The organism is Limnospira sp., from assembly GCF_051859755.1.
Taxonomy (GTDB): domain Bacteria; phylum Cyanobacteriota; class Cyanobacteriia; order Cyanobacteriales; family Microcoleaceae; genus Limnospira; species Limnospira fusiformis.
Genome location: NZ_JBIMLI010000094.1, coordinates 1 through 20,425 on the forward strand (window position 1 = coordinate 1; position 20,425 = coordinate 20,425).

A 20,425-nucleotide genomic window follows, 5' to 3' on the forward strand; every position below is an offset into this window, starting at 1 on the left:
ACTGAGTAATCATCCTATTGACAGAATTATTTTCCTGTGCTAGGACTAGATTGTGAGTAATATCTGAGTAATTAGGTGCGACTATCGGGTTAAGTGAATCCCGGTTATCGCTGCTAGGATAAGGATTTCCCGAAAATGGGCGATACTGGACTTGAACCAGTGACATCCTGCTTGTAAGGCAGGCGCTCTACCACTGAGCTAATCGCCCTTTTGCATTCGATGTTTTCTATTGTAGCAGCAATCGCTAAAATAGGGAAGCTATTTTTGAAAAAAATTTTTGCGCTATGCCTTCTGGCAAAACCCACGATCGCATAACACTCTGGAGCTTGCCACTGGTGGCGGCTTTGACGTTTGGACAAACTCGCAGCAGCCATCTAACTCTCCTAGTATCTGGCAGTTTTCTATTTAGTGGCCTGATGTTTGGGCCAGATTTAGATCTAAACTCACGACAGTTTCAACGTTGGGGGTGGTTCCGTTGGCTATGGGTTCCCTATCAAAACAGTTTACATCATCGCTCGTTTCTGTCCCACGGGCCTTTTATTGGGACGGCTTTACGGGTTCTGTACTTGTTCACCTGGCTAGGCGGTTTTGGTCTGATTATGACTATGGCGATCGAGTTTCTGTTTCCGGTAGAGTGGACGCTATCGAGTTTAGCAGGGGAACTATGGCAATTTCTGTTAAACCACTCTATGGAATGGATCGCTATCTTCTGCGGTTTAGAAGTCGGTGCTATGAGCCACTATCTATCTGATTGGGGGTCATCTATTTATAAACGTCTTCAAAGCCAAGGGGTATATGGACTGATACCACCATCGGCTCTAGTCAAAAAACCGAAAAATAGCACCTCGCGGCGGTCTCGTTCCAATTCGTCGTCAACTTCCCCTAAAAAAAAAGCAGTCGTCGTTCTAGCAATTCCTCGACTGTGGGAAACTCCCGCAAACAATAGCATATATCCTAACTGTTGGGAGCAATAATGGGCATATATACTGTAGCCTTTTATCAGTGAGTCAAATTTGTATAATCCGACCCTATTAATCAATATGTCTGAATCTAGTCATAATCAACGGGAAAACGACACCCTAAATGCCTTGCAAGAACTAATTGATGTGGTGGCTAAATTACGATCGCCTGATGGTGGGTGTCCTTGGGATTTGGCTCAAACTCCCCAAAGTTTAACCCCTTATATTCTGGAAGAAGCCTATGAGGTAGTTGATGCGATCGCTACGGGAGACCCAAAAGCGATCGCTGATGAATTAGGAGATTTATTATTGCAAGTAGTTCTCCAGGCTCAAATTGCCAGCGAATCTCAGCAATTTTCCCTGGCTGATGTGGCGGCTGGTATTACGGAAAAACTCATCCGCAGACATCCCCACGTTTTCGCAGATGTGAAGGTTGATAGCGTCGAAGAAGTACACGAAAACTGGGAAGCTATTAAGGATAAAGAAGCGGGAAATCATCAAGATTCCCAGTCTTTGAGTGCTAAATTAAACCGTTATTCCCGACAACTTCCGCCTCTCATAGCAGCTATGAAATTATCTAAAAAAACGGCTGCTGTTGGCTTTGAGTGGGATAATATTGAGGGGGTTTGGGATAAGTTTCATGAGGAATTGGCGGAATTTGAAGAAGCCTTACACCACCAAGATAAGGCAGAACAACAAGCGGAATTGGGAGATATTTTATTCGTGTTAGTCAATTTAGCTCGTTGGTATGATATCGACCCTCATGAAGCACTACGGGAGACTAATCATAAGTTTATTCGCCGATTTTCTATGGTAGAGGCAGCCTGCGATCGCCCTTTAGCAGACTACACCCTAGCGGAATTAGATGTCTTATGGGATAGGGCTAAAGCTATCATTAAGGAACAGGGGAATTAATCGGTTCATAAAAGGCGATCGCACATCCTCCGTAGACTTTTTGGCGGACGATCGCTAAACCGGAAACCTCTACCATTTCTCGTTTTGGGTCATGTTCAGCAATTAACTCTCCTCCGGCGGCGAGTAGGGAATATTTGGCGATCGCTTCTAGGACAGGTTCATATAAATTGGCTGTATATGGTGGGTCAAAATAAATGCGATCGAACTCCTCGGCGGCTAAGGATTTTAGCCGTTTAACTACATCTCCCCGTAGGACGCGAAACTGTTGTTCTGGTGTAGCCACTTGCTGCCAATTTTGCTTAATAATTTGACAAGCTGGCCCCGACTGTTCGATCGCCACTGCCATCGCCGCCCCACGACATAGGGCCTCTGCCCCCATTGACCCACTACCAGCACAAAGATCCAGCCAACGACATCCAGTAATGTCCTGCCAAATATTAAACACGGCTTCCCTGACCCGTGAGGGAGTAGGTCGGGTATTTTGTCCGGGGAGGGTTTTTAGTTGGCGATTACCATAAATTCTCAAGGCCATCTGTGAACACTATCCCATCGAAGTAATTACCTTCTGAGAAGAGTTCACCAACTGCACAAAATTAGATAATAATTGCAGTCCGGCGACTGAGGATTTTTCGGGGTGGAATTGTACGGCCATCACATTTTGGTAAGCGATCGCAGCAGTGACGGTTTGGCTTCCGTGGGTGATAGTGGCGGCGGTAATTGTCGCATCAGCCGGATCGACATAATAGGAATGCACAAAATACACCCAGGGATTATCTCCTAAATTTTCCCAAAGACTGACTGATGGTTGAGTAAATGTTAGTTGATTCCAACCCATGTGAGGAATAGTCAGTCCGGGTTCGGATTTAAACCGTCGCACTTTACCTGGAAAAATTCCTAACCCGGGTTCGTCCCCTTCTTCCCCGGACTCGAACAAAATTTGCAACCCTAAACAAATCCCCAAAAATGGCACACCGTCCGCAATTACCTGTTTAATGGGTTCAATGAGATTACGCGATCGCAGATGTTGTACCGCCGGGTCAAAAGCCCCTACTCCTGGTAAAAGCACACCATCAGCCGCACTGATCACCTTTGGATCATCGGTAATTTCTGGGGTTCCTCCTGCATTTTCCAAGCCTTTACAGACGGAGTGCAGATTACCCATATCATAGTCAATTACTGCGATTCTCGCCATCTCTATCCCTCAAGCCACCATTTGATATTATCTCATATTTACGGACAATTTGGGAACATTTTAGAGTTGATGATGATTTCAATCATTACAGCTTGTTCACCAGTCGCTTAATATATTGCCCTCACCCTAAATCTGGATCCCAAAGAGGGAGAGGGACTTTGAGATGTGATCAGATGATTTCTGAACAGGTTGTAATTGATGGCTCAGTTGGCGGTTGGCTGTTGACTTTTCAAATCCAAGATTAAGGCTTGATTATAGGCATCGGTGGCTTCTGCATCGCGGTTTAAACCCTCTAAAGCTAATCCCCTTTGATGCCACACTTCTCGGTCTTTGGGGTCGGCATTTAGGGCTTTATTTAGGGCTATTAATGCCTGTTCATAAAGGCCCAAATGATTTAAGGCTATCCCCGTGTCTAACCAGCCATTTAGTTGATTGGGGTCAATGGCGATCGCCTTTTGCGCCGCCTCTAATGCTTGTTGATATTCCCCTAAATTCCGCAAGGCTACACTTTTTTCTATCCAAGACCAATAGGCGTGGGGATTAATTGCTAAAGCGCGATCGCTTGCTTGTATAGCATCCCGATAACGACCCAAACCTCGCAACACCCAAGCGCGACTTTCCCAGGCTAAATGGGAGTTAGAATTGATTACTAAGGCGCGATCGCAACTCCCCAGGGCTTCCGGCATTCTGTCTAAAATACGCAACACCCGACAACGATAAAGGTGGGCATCAAAATAGTGAGGATTTTTGGCAAGGGCTTGATTATAGGCACTTAGAGCCTGTTCATAATCACCTTTATGGCGCGATATTTCTCCCTGATTAAACAATTCAGTAGGTGTGTAGTTAGATATAGCTGCTTTCTGCCATCTCTCCGTAGCCCGTTGATAATTGCGGGCGATCATGGTATTCTGAGGGTTGATACTGAGGGCGCGACTGTAGGATTGTAGCGCTTCCTGGTGGCGTGATAATCTCTCTAAAGCATAACCTCGATTATTCCATACCCACTCGGAATTATCATCAATTTCCATAGCGCGATCGCAGGCGTTTAAAGCATCCTGAAACTCCTGTAAGTTATTCAAAGACCAGCAGCGACCATTCCAACTATGGACATAATTAGGATGAATCGCAATAGACTTATTATAAGATTCTAAGGCTTCCCGATATCGCCCTAATTTATTTAAGATGTTGCCTCGTTGATGCCAACTCTGATATGACTGAGAGTTAATAGCGATCGCCGCCTCGCAACTTTTTAGGGCTTGATCATACTGTTCTAAATGATATAATGCTGAACAGCGACCCTCTAGGGCTTGCAGATAATTGGGGTTAATATCCAAAGCCAGATTATAGGCGGCTAAGGCTTGATCATATTGTTGTAAATCCAAAAAATTCTGACCTTGACGGCGTAATTTTACCGCCTCTGACCAGGGCGCACTAACTCTTAAACCATCTGATGGTCGGCTAAATTTTGCTTCTTGAGAATTGCTAAAATCTCGCGCCTCTTGCATAGCCATATTGCCCACTAGCACCATAAAAAATAGCGCCCCAATGGGTTTGAGTTGAGAGATAACTACGTCCCGGGAAGTGGTCGTCCTAGTCAAAGCGGATAAGGCTTGGGAGGCATTCTTAAACCGTCTTTTTGTGCTAGGTTCTACCAGCCTTTCTAACCATGCCAAAAAACGGCGATCGCCACCTTTTACCAGTTGTCTAAATTGGAAACAATAGTTATCATCAATAAGCTGACCAATATGGGCGGGATGAGTCCCTGTTAGCAGACAAATTAGGGTAGCCCCCAAACTGTAGAGGTCTGAAGATTCTGTTAACGGTCGGTTAAATAGTTCCTCCGGTGGCATAAACCCCGGTGTCCCAGCGGCGATACTACTGGTGGCGGTATCTTTTCCACCTACTTTAGCAAAGCCAAAATCGACTAGATAAGCATTCAGGCGATCGTCTACTAAAATATTAGCCGGCTTAATATCACGGTGAATAATCGGGGGATTATGCTGTTGTAAATATACCAGAATTCCTAATATAGAAATGGCAATTTGCCTAATCTGTTCTGGCGTGAAGCGTTGACCAGACTCTAGGGATGGTGCCTTTTTGTACTCCTGCACCAAACAGAAGCCAGCCGGAGTCTCAAAAGATGTCAGATAGCGTGGTATTCGGGGATGTCTAATCTGTTGTAACATCTCAATTTCCCGTTCATGGGCTTTTAGCCCCGCCCAACTCGCCCCTGTAAACGCAAAGCGAAATTCTTTGATTGTCACCTGTTGATTAGTTCTGGCATGGGTTGCCAGGTAGGTTATCCGCCCCCCTTCTGGGTTACATCCCAATTGCCTAATGGTGTGATAACCTTGATTTTGGAAGTCTGGAAGGTTGCTCATGGGTATGAATGGGTACAATACACCCCATTATATCACCGACTATCCCGATTATACCGGAAATTTACCAGAATGTCAAATATATTGTAATTTTTAGGTTTATTGATTGAGTAATTGCTGAAACTGGGAATATAAATTTTTCGCCAAGGCTTTAGGATTCCATAAAGGGGCTAAATTCTCAGATTTTTTCGATGCCATTAACTGTTGGCGAATTGATTGTCTAAGTTCAGGTTCAATACCCAAACGGATACCGCAATTTTGATACTCTTCCCAGGAGTCGGCTATTCCCATTTCCACACCCACACCCTTTAAGAAAGAATAACCCATGCGGGATAAAAATTGTGAGCCACGGCGAGTGACTAGGGGAGTATTAAACCAGAGGGCTTCCAAGCTATGAGTACCACCATTGTAGGGGTAGGAATCTAATAGCACATCTGCCAACATATAGATTTTGCGGTGTTCTTCTTCGGTAGCAAATCGACTTATTTGCTTAATGCGATGTTGACCGACACCGATCGCCTTACAAGCCGCCGCATAGGTCTCACGAATTATCTGGGTATCTCCTAATGCTTTGTGAACTAAAATACTGTCGGGAACTTGTTTAAGGATATTGACCTGGGCTTTCACCAAATCAGGGTTAAATTTACGTCCTGGTGCTACACACAAATAAACCACCTGGTCGCGACTAATACGGTAGGCTTGTCTGAGGGTATTTGGATCTGCTGATACTCTCTGAAAGCCAGAGACTGCCATAAATGTCTGAGGCATCCTAATTAACTTTTCGGTATAATAAGATTCTCGTCCGGGGGGATGGGTATAATGGTCGCCAATAAAATAGTTATCGGAGGCAATTTGAGGGCTATCAAAACCTAGCCAAGATATACAAAAGCGGGCAGGTTTTTGGGCTAAAACTTCGGTATTAATTTGCACACTGAGAGAGTCTAAGTCTAGGAGAATATCGATTTGGTCTTGGCGAATAGCGTTAACAATTTCTTGGGGGTTGGGGAGTCCCTGGGGGAAGTTTTGGGGGGCAAAAACTTTGTGGGCAACTTGTTCAAATACTGGAGTTTGCTTATCTCGGATAGGTCGATCGCTCCAATATAGATAAATTTCTGTATTGAGGGCTGCTAATTCTTTAATGACATCGGCACTACACCAGCCGACGGAATGACGACAAAAGTTTTTAGAAAGAATCCCAATTTTAACGGTTTTGGGGCTGGGGATATTGCCAAATCCTTTAGTAGTTTGAATACGGGGGGGGGTGGAAGTAGGAGATATCAGGCTCACATAGCGATCGCCAATTAATCGTTGTAGTTTATAATTCTTTTCCAAATCATCCCGCAGATAGGGCAGGGCGAATAATAGGTTAGCATAAAGGGATTTAATCTCTACTGGTTTGGTGTGAGCCAGTAAACCGGGCAGTTGTGATTCTAGCTGCAAAAATCTTGGTAAAGCCACGGCATTTAAACCGGAAACCTGACAGATACTAACGGCATAAATGGCGGTCATAATCGGGTCGATACTGCTACAATTTTTCAGGTAGCGATCTACGGCATTGCGGGCGGCGGCGAGGTCGGAGGAGTCCCGATATATGCCACAGATATTTTGGTGGGCGGCGACCAAATTGGGTTTTAATTCGATCGCCTTTTCTAAGAAGGGAATCGCCTCTTGGGGCTGGCCCTGATGTCTATGAACTATACCGAGTTGACAGTAGGCTTCTGCCAAATTCGGGTCAGCGACAATAGCCTGTTTCCACAGGGCGATCGCCTCTTCTAGTTTCCCCTGATTGAAAAGTTGATTTCCCTGATTATAAAGATGAACTGAACCCCCAGTTAAGGAATGAATTTGATTAGCTTTTTGTTCAACAATTAAGGCTTCCGACTCTCGCCCCATTTGTCGCAAAGCACGGGCGAGGTTAACATAAACTGCGGTTAAATCTGGCTTGAGGGCGATCGCTTTTTGATAACTGTCGATCGCCGATTCCAATTTTCCTTGTTTATAGAACATACTACCCAAGTTAGCATGGGCTTGGGGTAAATTCGGGTCAAATTCTAAAGCCTTGGCATAGCATCGGATCGCCTCTTCAATTTGACCCCGACCCTGAGACACATTACCCATAGTCACATAAACCGGAGGCCAGTTAGGTTTCAATTCTAACGCCCTTTGACAGGCGGCGATCGCCTGATCATACTCTCCCTGAAGATAAGAAGTCTCAGCCTGGTGTAATAATACTTCAGGACTCTGGTTAGATGGGGAGTTAGAAACAGGAGGTAACTGGGAAGACATTTGTAGGATCTCGTTGGATGGTTAAAATTGCGTCAAAATGGGTTCAGTCAATTCTGAGATACCCTAATTTTTCTATCATAACCTGTTATGACCGACAACTGTACAGGGAGGATCTTGATCAGTGACTCATATTTATCCTTGATCCCGATAGAGGCTATCGACTCTTGTATACACAAAAAGAGCAAATTGAGACTACAATAGTATTATATGAACCTTTAACTGCGATCGACTCAGCCAGTCTGAAATACGAAGGAGGTGTTATTACGGATAAGCCAACAGTTAACAATGAATCTAACAATGAATCATTAATAGATAAAGCCAACGCTGAAGGCAATAATGCCGTTTGTCAAGCAGCATTAGTCAGCCTAGTATGGGGATTAGCCCGATTAAATCGAGATGGCAATTCCGAGAAATATGAGGAAAGCAAATCGAAAATGCACGTCAATATTGATCCTCTCAAAGAATCTTAAAGCTATCTCAAAATCAACGAAGGAGGGATCTAGCCAGGCTACACCCCTCCTTTTGACGTTCAGATAATTCAGCAGGTTCCTAACGTCTGGCATTCATTAAATTAGTATTGAATAAATTGGCATCATCCAAATTAGCGCCTGCTAAGTCTGATGCAGTCAAATCAGCCCCACTTAGATTAGTTCCTGTTAAATCAGTATCCCGCAGGTTAACACCAATGATATCAAAGCCATATAGGCTGCCTTCTTGAAGACGCACCAAACCCAAACTAACTACAGACTGACGAACATTTTGAAGATTCGCCCCAGTTAAATCAGCACTTTCCAAATTCGCACCAACTAGATTTGCGCCTCTCAGGTTCGCCTCAGTCAGGTCAGCAATCACCATCCCCGCTAGGGTTAGATTAGCATTCCTCAAGTTAGTACGGGTTAAGTCAGCGCCGTGGAGTTTAGCTGCAATCAGGGTAGTATCTGCTAGGTTGGCATCAACCAGGATAGCCCGGTTGAAGTTAGCCTCGTTCAAATTAGCACCCGCGAGGTTAGCGCCAGTTAGATCAGCCCTTCTTAGGTTAGCACCATTAAGGTCTAATCCTTGTAACTGTGCCCCGGTCAGGTCACATCCCTCACAGCTTTTAGTCTCCAGCAACTGCTTCAGGTGGGCGGGGTTTTCTGCACGAACTGCAGTAGTGATACCAATGGTAATAATTAATGTTGCGGCCGCGTAAGTTAATAATTTCATCCCACACCCTCCTCGACTCTCGATACTATATACTATGACTCATTTTGAGCCAAAAAGAAATGAGTAAAATCTCACCGTAAGCTGATCGAGATCACAGTCAGGAGCTAAAATAGATGCTGCGATCGCATTTTATATCTACACGACAACAGCCCTAACCACCTCAGCTAGGCGGTTAGCGCTATCAACTACTGCCAAGGACCCAGCCGCCTCAGCCATCCGATTTAGTCCTGTAGAGTCACCCAATAGATACAAAACTTTACCTTGAAGTTGTTCTGGTGTCAAGTCCTGCTGTTGAATTAATACCGCCGCCCCTTGTTGGGCAAAAACCTTGGCGTTAAAAGTTTGGTGGTCTTCGGCGGCGTAGGGATAGGGAATCAGAATAGCGGGGGTTTTGGTAATCGCCAATTCGGTTAAAGTCCCCGCCCCGGCGCGACTAACTGCGAAATTAGCGCGTTTCAGCAGAGGAGCTATATGATCATAAAAAGGCATAGCAATATAGTGGGGATGCTGGAGGCTGTGTGCATCGGGGTCGAGATTTCCGGTGAGGTGAACTATCCAAATACCTGCTTCTAACCAAGCTGGTGCAGCAGCCCTGACTAAGCGATTGACAGCGACAGCGCCCTGAGAACCTCCTAAAACTACGACCAGTGGCGCATGGTCAGGAATAGGGAATTCCAAGGGTTCTGACTCGTTGGTAAAGTCGGCGCGTACAGGAGTACCCACGACGGTAGTTTGTGCCTTGGGAAGATATCTAGCAGCCACGGCGAAGCCGATCGCCACCTGGGTACAGCGAGGGGCTAACCAGCGGGTGACTTTACCGGGAAGGGCGTTAGACTCATGGAGAATTATGGGTAAACGGAGGGAACGAGCTGCTAAAATGGCGGGGGCGGCAATATAACCGCCTGTAGTGAATACGCCTTGAAAATTACCCTGTTTGAGGAGGTGGCGGGCTTTGAGGATAGCGGTAGCTAGACGAGTCCCGGTCATGAGAGTTCCTAAGCCGGGTTTTCCCTGAAATCCACCCACGGCGATAGTATGGATCGGATACTTTTGCGGAACTAACTGGGTTTCCAGGCGGTCTGGAACGCCTAGCCATTCGATGTGATAATCACTTAGACTGTCGGCAGTGGCGATCGCCGGAAATAGATGCCCTCCAGTACCACTGGCTGCAACTAATAATCGCGTGGGTGTCTCGGTCAAGGCTGCTTTTCCTTTCGATATTCAATAATTTCGCTACAATCAAAACACATCGAGCCATCATGAGGGGGCATTCCTAACGGAAATCCCTAACTCCTGATCACTTTACAACCAAGACGCACACCTGACAACTATACTTATGACCCGCTTTGTGATTTTTCCGCTGCGCTACCCGGCTTTTTCCCCAGTTTTATCAGCCATTCTGACAATTGCTCTCTGGTGCGGTTTAGGCTGGGGGAGCGATCGCGCTTGGGCTGAGGAACCAGCCACCGCCCCACCGGAACTGAAAATGCTGTTAGAAAATATTGAGACTGAAGCTAATCGCCAAAATCTGGAAGCGTTGATGAGGTTTTATGCTCCCGATTTTCAAAATACTGATGGTTTAAATCATGATACTTTAAAACGGGGGTTAAGGCATTTTTGGGAACAATACTACTCTCTTAATTATCGCACGACTTTGCAGGATTGGGAACGAGATGGAAATGCGATTATTGCGACAACGGTTACGGAAATTGAAGGGGTGAAACGCTTTCCCGATCGCGATGTAATTTTGCGATCGACGATTACTTCCCAACAGCGCATTGAGAATGATATGATTGTGGCTCAAGAAATTTTAGCCGAACGCAATCAGTTAACTTCTGGTGAGGCTCCCCCAACTGTTACATTGAATATTCCTCAACAGGTGACCACTGGTCGAGAATTCAGCCTTGATGCTATAGTCGAAGAACCCCTAGGTTCGGAATTGTTGATTGGAGGGGCGATCGTCCAACCTGTTAATACTAATGCTTACTTTGAGCCTACGCCTGTATCTATTCAGTTTTTAACTTCTGGTGGTATTTTCAAAATTGGTCAAGCGCCCACATCACCTGAGGATAGCTGGGTTTCTACTATTCTTATGCGTCGTGATGGTATTACTTCCATTACCCAGCGCATGAGAGTTGTCGATTAAATCGATATGATAGGGGCGACCAATTTTTCGCCCCTACTGGGTAAGTTAGATCCTGTAGGGGCGGGTTCTCCGAGTTCCTCACCTCCCCACAGGAAGACTGATCAACCCGCCCTCTCCAAACCGGGTATTTGCTCACCTCCCCACAGGAAGACTGATCAACCCGCCCTCTCCAAACCGGGTATTTGCTCACCTCCCCACAGAAAGATTGATCAACCCGCCCTCTCCAAACCGGGTATTTGCTCACCTCCCAAGGGGAAGATTGATCAACCCGCCTTTTGAGGAGAAGATTAGTAAAAAGTTCCGGTTTTGCGATAGTGAACTGCTGTTACACCTTCATTATTTAATAGTTTGCCGTTTTGGACTTGAGCATAAATAACCCAGTGGTCGCCGCATTCCATGCGGTTTTTTACCTCACATTCCAAATAAGCCAAAGCATCATTTAAAATCAGACATCCGTTAGAGGCTTCTGTGGTTGATAAGGATGCAAATCTATCCTCACCGGGAGCAAACTTTTTCATAAAGTGTTTACGCAGTTGTTTACCTTCGTCCAAAATGTTTAAAACAAAGCGATCGCCTATGTGAGTCATGGATTCCATAGCGCGATCGCGAGCCACAGCCACAGTCAATCCTGGGGGGGTAAAAGTAGCTTGAGATACCCACGAAGCCAACATCCCACTTACCACATCTCCACGGCGACAGGAGACCACGCACAGGGAACCCACCAAACGACCTACAGCCTGAGCGGTTCGGTCAGCACTAGCAGACTGGGAAGTAGATTTGAGAGCGCGGCGTTTTTGGTCACGTCGCAACATTTGGGCGAAATCAATAGCAGTTTCCTCGCAGGTTTGTAGGGTGATATCTGTGGGTTTAAACTTGACCCTAATTGGTTCAAAGCCGAATTTATAGCCAGCATCTTTTAACTTATCCGCGATTAAATCTACCGCCTCTCCACTCCAACCAAAGGAACCAAAAACCCCGGCTAATTTATTAGTTGATGCGGTATTTAGAATAATTCCCAAAGCGGTTTGTATTTGGGTGGGAGCATGACCACCGAGGGTAGGGGAACCGATAATAAATCCATCGCATTTTTCAACGGATGTTTGAATTTCGGTAGATTTAGCGTGTTCACAATTAATCAATTCTACCGCTACTCCCGACCTAGTTAATCCTCTGGCGATCGCATTAGCAATAGAGGCGGTATTCCCGTAAGCAGAAGCATATAGCAGCGCCACATTCAAATCCTGAGATTTTTGTTTTTCACTCCATTGTCGATATAAATTAGTTAATTCATTCATCCCATAGCGAACTAAGGGACCGTGACCCGTGGCATAAAATTCAATGGGTGATAACTCAGCAATTTTATCTAAGATTGACAGAATTTTTTTGGGTTGTGCCGCATGGAGACAGTCATAATAAAACCGGCGGTCTTCGTTGTAGACTGACCAGCCTTCATCAAAGACTTGATCACCGCAGACATGAGCGCCAAAAAACTTATCTGTAAACAGGATTTTAGTACAGGGGTCATAGGTCAATAGACCATCAGGCCATCGGGGAGTTGGTGCGGTGATTAATTGCAGTTCATGTCCGCGACCCAGGTTTAATTTTTCCTCACTTTTAACTGTTAAAATATTTAAGGTTAATTCTGGGAAAGATTCCCGCAGCGCCAAGGTAGCGGGGTTAGAACACACCCAAGTAATTTGGGGAGCCTTTTCTAACAATGCTTTAATTGTCGCACCTCGGTTAGCGTTAAAATGCCCTAAAATCACATATTTTAGGTTGTTAAAATCTAAGCGGTCTTCCAGGGATTTCAGATAGTTGGCGGTAAAAGATTCTCCGGGAGGGTCGATAATCGCCACTTGGTCAGCTTCGATGAGATAACTATTAGCTGTAGTCCCCCGTTGTAGGGAATATTCTACCTCAAACTTGAGTCTATCCCAAGTGCGCGATCGCAAAACTTTCGTATCATTCCCAATCAAGAAAACTTGAACATCACGAGCTTTTGAATTATACATTTTTTTAAAGTAATGTGGTGAACATAGCAACTCAGAAAAGGCGGGTGATTTAGCCATATTTAGATATGAATCAACCCGCCATCAGGGAATTTTTTAGTAGTGATTTCCCACCTTGCGATGATGAACGGCTGGTAAAGCATCAGGGTTACTAACGCGACCGCCATCAATAGTGGCATAAACAATCCAATGATCGGTTAATTCCATGCGACTAGCGACCTGACATTCCAGATAAGCCAGAGCATCATTTAAAATCGGACTGCCATTATTAGCGGCTTGAGTTTTCACACCTTCAAAACGGTCGGCACCAGGGGGAAAACGCTTGAGAAAATGCTTCATTAAGGCTTGATAATTGTTCTCCTCCAACACATTGAGAACAAAGGTATCACCCACCTGCATTAGGGCTTCGATCGCCCTATCTTTAGCGACCGCAATAGTTAACCCCAGAGGTTCAAAACTCGCCTGAGACACCCAGGAAGCCAACATAGCGCTACTCACTTCCCCTTTAGTGGCGGTGATAATATATAACCCGCCACTAATGCGACCCAAGGCTTTATCAACATCGCTATCTAGGGATTTCATCTGCTTAATAGCCTTATCCCGACTGAGTAACTGTCCCATATCGGTTCCGGCTTCATCACAGAGTTTATAGGTGTTTTCGGTGGGGGTTTCTGTAATCCGAATTGAGGGAAAAGCGGGTTTAAGTCCGGCGGCTTTAAACTTGACTTCCAGGGGGTAAACAGACAAATCATTACCGCTACCAGATTCGTACAAACCAAAGGTTTGCTTTTTGTTGGTAGATGCTAAAATGGTGCTGATGGCTTCCTCGGCTTCCTGGGCGAGTTCGGCATCTTGACCAGATACGGGAGGCATTCCGATGACTAATCCGGTAGCCATACTAGCTAACTCGCGGATTTCCTGGTTATCAGCCGATCGCAGATCCATCATTTCGACAGCGACACCAGTTTTGGTAATTCCGTGGGCGATCGCTTGAGAAAGGCGATCGCTATAACCGAAATCGGAATAGTAAAATACCGCCGCCGTGGTTTCGGCTTTGGACTGTTCCTGACTCCATTTTTGATAGCGATCGGTCAATTCCTGAACGTTATGGCGCAGTAGGGGGCCGTGTCCGGTGGCGATCGTGGTAATATTTCCCAGTTGTCTCATACGCTTAATGGCGCTGAGAACAGACCGGGCGTTGGGAGCCATCAAACATTCATAGTAGAATCGATAATCAGCCTCAATGTCAGCCAGGTTTGAGTCGTAGGTGAGATCGGAACAGTAGTGCATTCCGAAAGCGTCGCAGGTAAAGAGAGTTTCGGTTTGGCGATCGTAGGTGAAAATAGTATCAGGCCAGTGCAGGTTAGGCGCGGAAACGAATTCCAGCACATGACCGTTACCGAGGTCTAATGTATCACCGTTTTTAACTTGTTGAGACTTAAAGGGTTGATGAACTAGGTTTTCTAAAAATTGAATGGCAACTTTTGCGCCGACGACGGTAATTTGGGGCGCAAGTTGCAGAATATCGGCGACTAAACCGCTGTGGTCGGGTTCTGTATGGCTAATAATCAGATAATCAATGGCGGCGGGGTCGATTAATCCTTGGAGAGTGTCTAGGTATAGTTGCCGAAATTTGGCGTGGGATGTATCTACTAAGGCGGTTTGGTCGCCACGAATGATAAATGAGTTATAGGTTGTACCGTTTTGCAGACCAAATTCGATATCAAAGCGATCGCGGTCCCAATCAAGCGATCGAATGGTGGTGGTGTCTGTAGTAACTTCTGCTACCTCAACGGTCAACCGACCTGCTTTAACCCGGTCAGTGAGGGCTACCATGTATGACCTCCCAAAATTTAGCTATCTAATAATGTGCAAGTTTACAGATATTCTGACACGGATACCGAATCTGTGGGGGTTTGAAAAATCTATCAATGGGTTAAGACCCACAAAACTCAACACCCAACTCTCCCGGCTTTTCTGATGATGGTTAAATTTGGGAAAAACTGCGGCTCAATTCCCACCAGAGAAGGTCGCCAAAGTGCGATCGCACCTGAGATGATGGTATAGGTGAATATGCTCAAGAAATCTTAACGCCGATGAAATTAACCTAAGTATCGCCAATGGGGGGGTAATCAAATAATTATCACCAATGGGAAATCGCCCCCATGAATTACGATTAACAATAGATGGCGATGACGGAATTGTTATAATCAAACTGTCCCCTAGTCTCTGGTCGATACTATGCAGATTCAATCTCCCATCTATCCACCTTTGGAAAATGGCGATTCTCGTTCCGAGACGCTGCGCGAACGCCTAACTTACCGAGAATTTGAGCAACGTTACGCCGCCATGACTACAGATCAGAAAGCCGAATTAATTGAAGGAGTAGTTTATATGGCATCACCTCGGCGGTTTACCACCCATGCAGAACCCCACGGTCGTCTCATCACCTGGTTAGGGGTTTATCAAGCGGCTACCCCTTCCACCGCAATGGGTATTGAACCGACGGTTCGCCTGGACTCCGACAACGAATTTCAACCCGATGGAGTTTTGTTGATTCCGGGGGGAAGTTCCCAACTCACCTCAGAAGGCTACATTCAAGGCGCACCGGAATTGGTGGTAGAAATTGCGGCTAGTAGTGCGGCGATCGATTTAGGGGATAAAAAACGGGTTTATCGGCGCAATGGGGTGCAAGAATATCTAGTGTGGCAAATCTTCGACCAAAAACTAGATTGGTTTTATCTGGAGGAGGGAGTTTATCAGTCTCTTTCTCCCAATGATGAGGGGATTTTGTGCAGTCGGGTGTTTCCCGGTTTATGGTTAAACGCAACGCAACTATTACAAAATAATCTCGCCGCCGTTTTGGAAACCCTACAAGGGGGACTAGCTTCCCCAGAACATCAAGCCTTTATTCAACCGGATTAAAACAGAGGTGAGAAATGAATATATCGTTAAGTTCAGAAATTGAGCAGTTTCTGGAAAGTCTGGTAGAAAGCGGTAAGTATGCTTCGGCTGAAGATGCGATCGTCGCAGGTATTAGGCTGTTAGCAGACCGAGAACGCATTTATCAACGGCGGTTTGAGGAATTGCAACGGGAAATTATGGTTGGTGTTGCTGCTTCCGAAGGGGGTGAGGTTGTTGATGGGGAAACAGTTTTCTGCCAACTGCAACAGAAGCTACAACAACGTGGCCATCAAGATGATTTATGACTAATATTTGTCGGTTTACATCTTCCGCCAGCCGAGATACAAACATTTAACAATAGATGGCGATGACGGAATTGTTATAATCAAACTGTCCCCTAGTCTCTGGTCGATACTATGCAGATTCAATCTCCCATCTATCCGCCTTTGGAAAATGGCGATCGCCTAACTTACCGAGAATTTGAGCAACGTTACGCCGCCATGACTACCCATCAGAAAGCGGAATTAATTGAAGGAGTAGTTTATATGGCATCACCCCTGCGGTTTACCACCCATGCGAAACCCCACGCGGATTTAATCGGGTTGCTATGGACTTATAAAATGGCAACCCCAGGGACAGAAATAGGCATTGAACCGACGGTTCGCCTGGACTCCGACAACGAATTTCAACCCGATGGAGTTTTGTTGATTCCGGGGGGAAGTTCCCAACTGACCTCAGAAGGCTACATTCAAGGCGCACCGGAATTGGTGGTAGAAATTGCGGCTAGTAGTGCGGCGATCGATTTAGGGGATAAAAAACGGGTTTATCGGCGCAATGGGGTGCAAGAATATCTAGTGTGGCAAATCTTCGACCAAAAACTAGATTGGTTTTATCTGGAGGAGGGAGTTTATCAGTCTCTTTCTCCCAATGATGAGGGGATTTTGTGCAGTCGGGTGTTTCCGGGTTTATGGTTAAACGCAAGGCAACTATTACAAAATAATCTCGCCGCCGTTTTGGAAACCCTACAAGGGGGACTAGCTTCCCCAGAACATCAAGCCTTTATTCAACCGGATTAAAACAGAGGTTAGAACAACTTAACGACTGATGAATTTACCAGAGCGACTGCAAGAGAAACGAGAGGAAATTTTGGCATTAGCTGCCCAGTATGGAGCCAGCAATATCCGTGTTTTTGGCTCCGTGGCACGGGGGGAAGCCGATGCCGATAGTGATGTAGATTTTTTGGTGGAAATGCAGCCCGGACGCAGCTTGCTGGATATGGGTGGACTGCTGATGGAACTCGAAGAGTTACTAGGCTGTCGGGTTGATATTATCACAGAGAAGGGGTTACGTCCTAGGATTCGCCAACAAGTCCTAGCGGAAGCGATACCGTTATGAGAAGCGATCTCGAAAAGTTGCTGGATATGTTGGAAGCAATAGAACGCATTGAGCGATATGCTGTTCAGGGGCGATCGGCTTATGAGCAAAATGAACTGATCCAGACTTGGTTTATACAAAACCTTCAAATCATCGGAGAAGCTGCCCGCGCGCTGACTTCATAAATCAGAAGCCAGCATCCAGAAATACCTTGGAAAAACATCATCGGAATGCGGAATATCTTAGCTCACAACTACTTTGAAATTGACTTGGATATGGTTTGGGTTGTCGTAGAGCAAGAACTTCCATGGCTCAAGCAAAGCATAGAAAATATCGTGCGCTACTTAGAACACCCGGAATAGCAGGAAGGTCATAGCAAAATAACCTCGCCGCCGTTTGGGAAACCCTACAAGGGGGACTAGCTTCCCCAGAACATCAAGCCTTTATTCAACAAAAGTGATGTTTGGAGAATCTTCTGGAGAGTATGTCAACCTTTTCTCCGCTCCCCTACCCTCCGAGTTGCTGCTTGAGATCACGAATGGCTGCACTGGTATTTCTCTGATAGGCAATTTGTAAACATTGAGCAACGAGAGCGGCTGGATTTACCGCCGGGAAATATTGGCTTTGGGATGTGATGCCGTATTCATTGCCCTGAAGTTGGTAAATCATCAGTTGCTGGTTCCGAAATAGCCAGACTTCTGGCACTTGATAGGGCAGATAATCCTGCACATCTGAGTAGCTGGTGATGTCAATTTCTAACACCAAATCTGGCGGGGGGTCATTGCGCCAATCAATCCGTTCTTTACCGGAAACCGCTTGCCAATGGTCAATGTAGAAACAATAATCTGGTTCAATCCCGCTTTCTTCTGGCAGTTGCATTGTCACGGGTGTGAAAGCATCGTATTCTCGCTCCTGATGATCCAGCAAGGTTGTAATGATGGCAGCAATTAAACTCACATCACGACCATGCTTAAATAAAGGCGACATCAACAATACTTCCCCAGAACGATATTTAAGCCGAGGAATGGAACCATCTCCCCGCTGTTCGCACAATGCTTGATATTCCTGCCAGGTCGCAGGCGATCGCATTACTGTTCCGGCGGAAAGATAAAGTTTTTGCGGTGAAACGACGGTCAACATTTCTTGACCTCTGTATTTTTGCCTGATTCAGTATTGTAATGTACTCACCGCCAGATCAAACTTACCCAAACCCCTGGATGATTTCACTTAACGAGAGATTGACCGCGCCTTGGTCTGGTAGGTTGGGTGCAGCGAACCGCGAAACCCAACCATTCACCGCCCCAAATTTTGAGGGATTTCATCCCAAACCCCCTCACCGTCGGCGCATCCACAGACAATAAACGAACGTCAGCAGCAACCATCCCGATACACAGCCCAAACAAGCCGACATCACCGGAGCCGGAGGAGTCTCTAAGGAGGAATTAAGCTGAATTTCCATCACCTCATTAACATAGGGTTCGACGAAATTACTATATGCGTCTTCTAAGGCGGCGCGTTGTTTGAATTTGTCTTGCACATCTATCATGGCTAATTAACCTCATTTTTAGTCTGGTTTAGAATCACAAAACCTAGACTATAGGCGGGCTACAGCCGTGAATTGGAAGCACAAATAGAATTAAGTATAATTAAGTGGAATTAAGTGGAAAGGTATGATTTTATAGCATTTAAATTGACTTTTAGACTCAAATCAACTAGACTTGAAACAGAATCCACTGAGTCGAGGTCAGGGCAATGTGGCAAGACTTTCTCCGACAACAAGCCAAAAATCACAGCCTCTCCCCAGAAGAGACAGAGACTTTATTGAAGCGATTTCCAGAGAAAGAGCGTTATATTAAAACTGAAGCCCAATTTACCGAGATACTCAATGAAGGAATTTCCGATGTCAAGCATAAAATTGGTGTCGATACTGTCACCAAGCGAATGCAAGAAATTTATAAAAAGTTTCAGGCAGATTGTCCCCAACTCCAACAGTCCTCTCGGGGAAAATTGGGGATTTTGCGGCAATGGCTGATTGAGCAATTTATAATAATAGATCGCCCTCAAACCCTCAATCGCTGCATTTTAGGACTCAAAGGCAACTATCAAGAAGCGCAACGGCAACTCACCGAAATTACCACTACCCTGCAAAACCGCCTCAAGGATAAAACCCTCTCCATTACCAAAGTTGAGGAAGGCAGTATTATCCTGATTGTGGAGAGTTCCCAAACCGGGTATGAGCAACTTAAAACCCTGATTAACACAAAAATTGGGAAGTTTCAGGTAGAATATGTCATTGATGAATGGCAAGATATTTGCCGTCGTATGTTACTTAAACAGAAATACTTAACCATTAATGAAATTATCGGTCAGGTTGATGGAAATCGCGATCGCAACTTAATTGATGAGGATTTGTTTGTCGATTTAGCTTTGGTGAAACCGAAACAGAGTGAGAAACCAAAACACCCCCAAGATATTGACCCGGAAAAAGGTTCGGACTTTTTCACCAGGCAGGAAGTGGAGGAAACGGAAAAGTGCGCTTACGAAGAATTTCGTGATAAAATCGTTCGCGAACGCACCGAGAAAAATATTGCTATTATTGGAGAACCGGGGGCTGGAAAGACCACCTTACTCCAGAAATTAGCCTTTTGGTTATTACAAAAAACCGATGATTTAGTGGTTTGGGTATCCTTGGCAAAATTGGGCAATCAGCCACTTCACAAATATTTAAAAGAAAATTGGATCAATCAAGCGTTGGTTGATGAAACTGAGCAAATCAAAGCAGACTGGAGGAAAAAATTTGAGGCGGGTGCAGTCTGGCTGCTTTTAGATGGCTTCGATGAAATGAGTCAGAGTGAGCAACAGTCTTTAGATTTACAAGGTTGGGTGAGCAAGGCACAGATTATCATGACCTGTCGCTTGAATTTGTGGCAAGCCCACCCCAGCCAGTTACAGGGGTTTCAAACCTATCTCACCCAACCGTTTCAGGATGAAAAAATGCAGGAGTTTATCCGGCGCTGGTTTCGGGGGTTGGTGGCGGAGGGTGAGGATGTCCAGTT

Annotated in this window: 19 protein-coding genes, 1 tRNA gene and 2 pseudogenes; 11 read left to right on the plus strand and 11 right to left on the minus strand. The window is 45.5% G+C overall.

The window, feature by feature from the left end; all coding sequences use genetic code 11:
* Nucleotides 1-136: 136 nt before the first annotated feature.
* A tRNA-Val gene (locus ACTIE0_RS15825) sits at nt 137-208 on the minus strand.
* 76 nt (nt 209-284) lie between these two features.
* On the opposite strand from ACTIE0_RS15825, the gene ACTIE0_RS15830 reads away from it, so the two are divergent.
* Together ACTIE0_RS15830 and mazG are read left to right on the plus strand one after the other, a co-directional pair.
* Entirely contained in the window at nt 285-974 is a 690-nt protein-coding gene (locus tag ACTIE0_RS15830; RefSeq protein ID WP_035759390.1) for a metal-binding protein, read from the plus strand.
* Nucleotides 975-1,040: 66 nt separating this feature from the next.
* Entirely contained in the window at nt 1,041-1,874 is an 834-nt protein-coding gene (mazG, locus tag ACTIE0_RS15835) for a nucleoside triphosphate pyrophosphohydrolase (protein ID WP_006669989.1), read from the plus strand.
* On the opposite strand, the gene rsmD is transcribed toward mazG, so the two are convergent.
* The 4 genes from rsmD to ACTIE0_RS15855 all read right to left on the minus strand — a co-directional run bounded on the left by rsmD (nt 1,855) and on the right by ACTIE0_RS15855 (nt 7,730).
* Nucleotides 1,855-2,406, minus strand: a complete 552-nt coding sequence (gene rsmD / locus ACTIE0_RS15840; protein WP_006624771.1) for a 16S rRNA (guanine(966)-N(2))-methyltransferase RsmD — start codon at nt 2,404-2,406, stop codon at nt 1,855-1,857. The two genes, mazG and rsmD, sit on opposite strands and share 20 nt — an antisense overlap.
* A gap of 9 nt (nt 2,407-2,415) precedes the next feature.
* Entirely contained in the window at nt 2,416-3,066 is a 651-nt protein-coding gene (hisH, locus tag ACTIE0_RS15845; RefSeq protein ID WP_006624770.1) for an imidazole glycerol phosphate synthase subunit HisH, read from the minus strand.
* Between the two features lie 203 nt (nt 3,067-3,269).
* Nucleotides 3,270-5,447: a serine/threonine-protein kinase gene (locus ACTIE0_RS15850; protein WP_006624769.1), complete on the minus strand. Its 2,178-nt coding sequence runs from the start codon at nt 5,445-5,447 to the stop codon at nt 3,270-3,272.
* A 96-nt stretch (nt 5,448-5,543) separates the two neighbouring features.
* The gene (locus ACTIE0_RS15855) at nt 5,544-7,730 is read right to left on the minus strand and encodes an O-linked N-acetylglucosamine transferase, SPINDLY family protein (protein WP_006669988.1); all 2,187 of its coding nucleotides are present in this window, start codon (nt 7,728-7,730) and stop codon (nt 5,544-5,546) included.
* 164 nt (nt 7,731-7,894) lie between these two features.
* On the opposite strand from ACTIE0_RS15855, the gene ACTIE0_RS15860 reads away from it, so the two are divergent.
* Nucleotides 7,895-8,200, plus strand: a complete 306-nt coding sequence (locus ACTIE0_RS15860; protein WP_006624767.1) for a hypothetical protein — start codon at nt 7,895-7,897, stop codon at nt 8,198-8,200.
* A gap of 79 nt (nt 8,201-8,279) precedes the next feature.
* Here the strand turns inward: ACTIE0_RS15860 and ACTIE0_RS15865 are convergent, their stop codons facing one another.
* Together ACTIE0_RS15865 and murG are read right to left on the minus strand one after the other, a co-directional pair.
* Nucleotides 8,280-8,936, minus strand: a complete 657-nt coding sequence (locus ACTIE0_RS15865) for a pentapeptide repeat-containing protein (protein ID WP_006624766.1) — start codon at nt 8,934-8,936, stop codon at nt 8,280-8,282.
* A gap of 135 nt (nt 8,937-9,071) precedes the next feature.
* Nucleotides 9,072-10,136 carry an undecaprenyldiphospho-muramoylpentapeptide beta-N-acetylglucosaminyltransferase gene (gene murG / locus ACTIE0_RS15870; protein WP_006624765.1) on the minus strand — a complete coding sequence of 355 codons (1,065 nt, stop codon included), beginning with the start codon at nt 10,134-10,136 and terminating at the stop codon, nt 9,072-9,074.
* A gap of 136 nt (nt 10,137-10,272) precedes the next feature.
* Here murG and ACTIE0_RS15875 point away from each other — a divergent pair, with 136 nt between their 5' ends.
* Nucleotides 10,273-11,082, plus strand: a complete 810-nt coding sequence (locus tag ACTIE0_RS15875) for a nuclear transport factor 2 family protein (protein WP_006669986.1) — start codon at nt 10,273-10,275, stop codon at nt 11,080-11,082.
* 287 nt (nt 11,083-11,369) lie between these two features.
* Here ACTIE0_RS15875 and ACTIE0_RS15880 read toward each other — a convergent pair whose 3' ends face one another.
* Both ACTIE0_RS15880 and ACTIE0_RS15885 read right to left on the minus strand, forming a co-directional pair.
* Nucleotides 11,370-13,094 (minus strand): diflavin flavoprotein, encoded by a 1,725-nt coding sequence (locus ACTIE0_RS15880; RefSeq protein WP_008049706.1) that lies wholly within the window; start codon nt 13,092-13,094, stop codon nt 11,370-11,372.
* A 93-nt stretch (nt 13,095-13,187) separates the two neighbouring features.
* Nucleotides 13,188-14,927, minus strand: a complete 1,740-nt coding sequence (locus ACTIE0_RS15885) for a diflavin flavoprotein (RefSeq protein WP_006624761.1) — start codon at nt 14,925-14,927, stop codon at nt 13,188-13,190.
* Nucleotides 14,928-15,332: 405 nt separating this feature from the next.
* Here ACTIE0_RS15885 and ACTIE0_RS15890 point away from each other — a divergent pair, with 405 nt between their 5' ends.
* From ACTIE0_RS15890 to ACTIE0_RS15915, 6 genes and pseudogenes are all read left to right on the plus strand, one after another.
* Nucleotides 15,333-16,016, plus strand: a complete 684-nt coding sequence (locus tag ACTIE0_RS15890) for a Uma2 family endonuclease (RefSeq protein ID WP_006669983.1) — start codon at nt 15,333-15,335, stop codon at nt 16,014-16,016.
* Nucleotides 16,017-16,030: 14 nt separating this feature from the next.
* Complete coding sequence (locus tag ACTIE0_RS15895) at nt 16,031-16,300, plus strand: ribbon-helix-helix domain-containing protein (protein WP_006669982.1); 270 nt, start codon at nt 16,031-16,033, stop codon at nt 16,298-16,300.
* 111 nt (nt 16,301-16,411) lie between these two features.
* Nucleotides 16,412-17,071, plus strand: coding sequence for a Uma2 family endonuclease (locus tag ACTIE0_RS15900; protein ID WP_006669981.1), 660 nt, complete (start codon nt 16,412-16,414; stop codon nt 17,069-17,071).
* Between the two features lie 28 nt (nt 17,072-17,099).
* Nucleotides 17,100-17,390, plus strand: a complete 291-nt coding sequence (locus ACTIE0_RS15905) for a nucleotidyltransferase family protein (protein WP_006669980.1) — start codon at nt 17,100-17,102, stop codon at nt 17,388-17,390.
* Between the two features lie 26 nt (nt 17,391-17,416).
* Nucleotides 17,417-17,731, plus strand: a pseudogene (locus ACTIE0_RS15910) (HepT-like ribonuclease domain-containing protein).
* 14 nt (nt 17,732-17,745) lie between these two features.
* A pseudogene (locus ACTIE0_RS15915) lies at nt 17,746-17,829 on the plus strand (Uma2 family endonuclease); the annotation flags it as partial.
* Nucleotides 17,830-17,876: 47 nt separating this feature from the next.
* Here the strand turns inward: ACTIE0_RS15915 and ACTIE0_RS15920 are convergent.
* Both ACTIE0_RS15920 and ACTIE0_RS15925 read right to left on the minus strand, forming a co-directional pair.
* Entirely contained in the window at nt 17,877-18,509 is a 633-nt protein-coding gene (locus tag ACTIE0_RS15920; RefSeq protein WP_006669978.1) for a Uma2 family endonuclease, read from the minus strand.
* A 193-nt stretch (nt 18,510-18,702) separates the two neighbouring features.
* On the minus strand, nt 18,703-18,915 hold the full coding sequence (locus ACTIE0_RS15925) for a hypothetical protein (RefSeq protein ID WP_006669977.1): 213 nt from the start codon (nt 18,913-18,915) through the stop codon (nt 18,703-18,705).
* Nucleotides 18,916-19,121: 206 nt separating this feature from the next.
* On the opposite strand from ACTIE0_RS15925, the gene ACTIE0_RS15930 reads away from it, so the two are divergent.
* Nucleotides 19,122-20,425 (plus strand): NACHT domain-containing protein (locus tag ACTIE0_RS15930; RefSeq protein WP_439516933.1); only part of this gene is annotated, 1,304 nt, incomplete at its 3' end.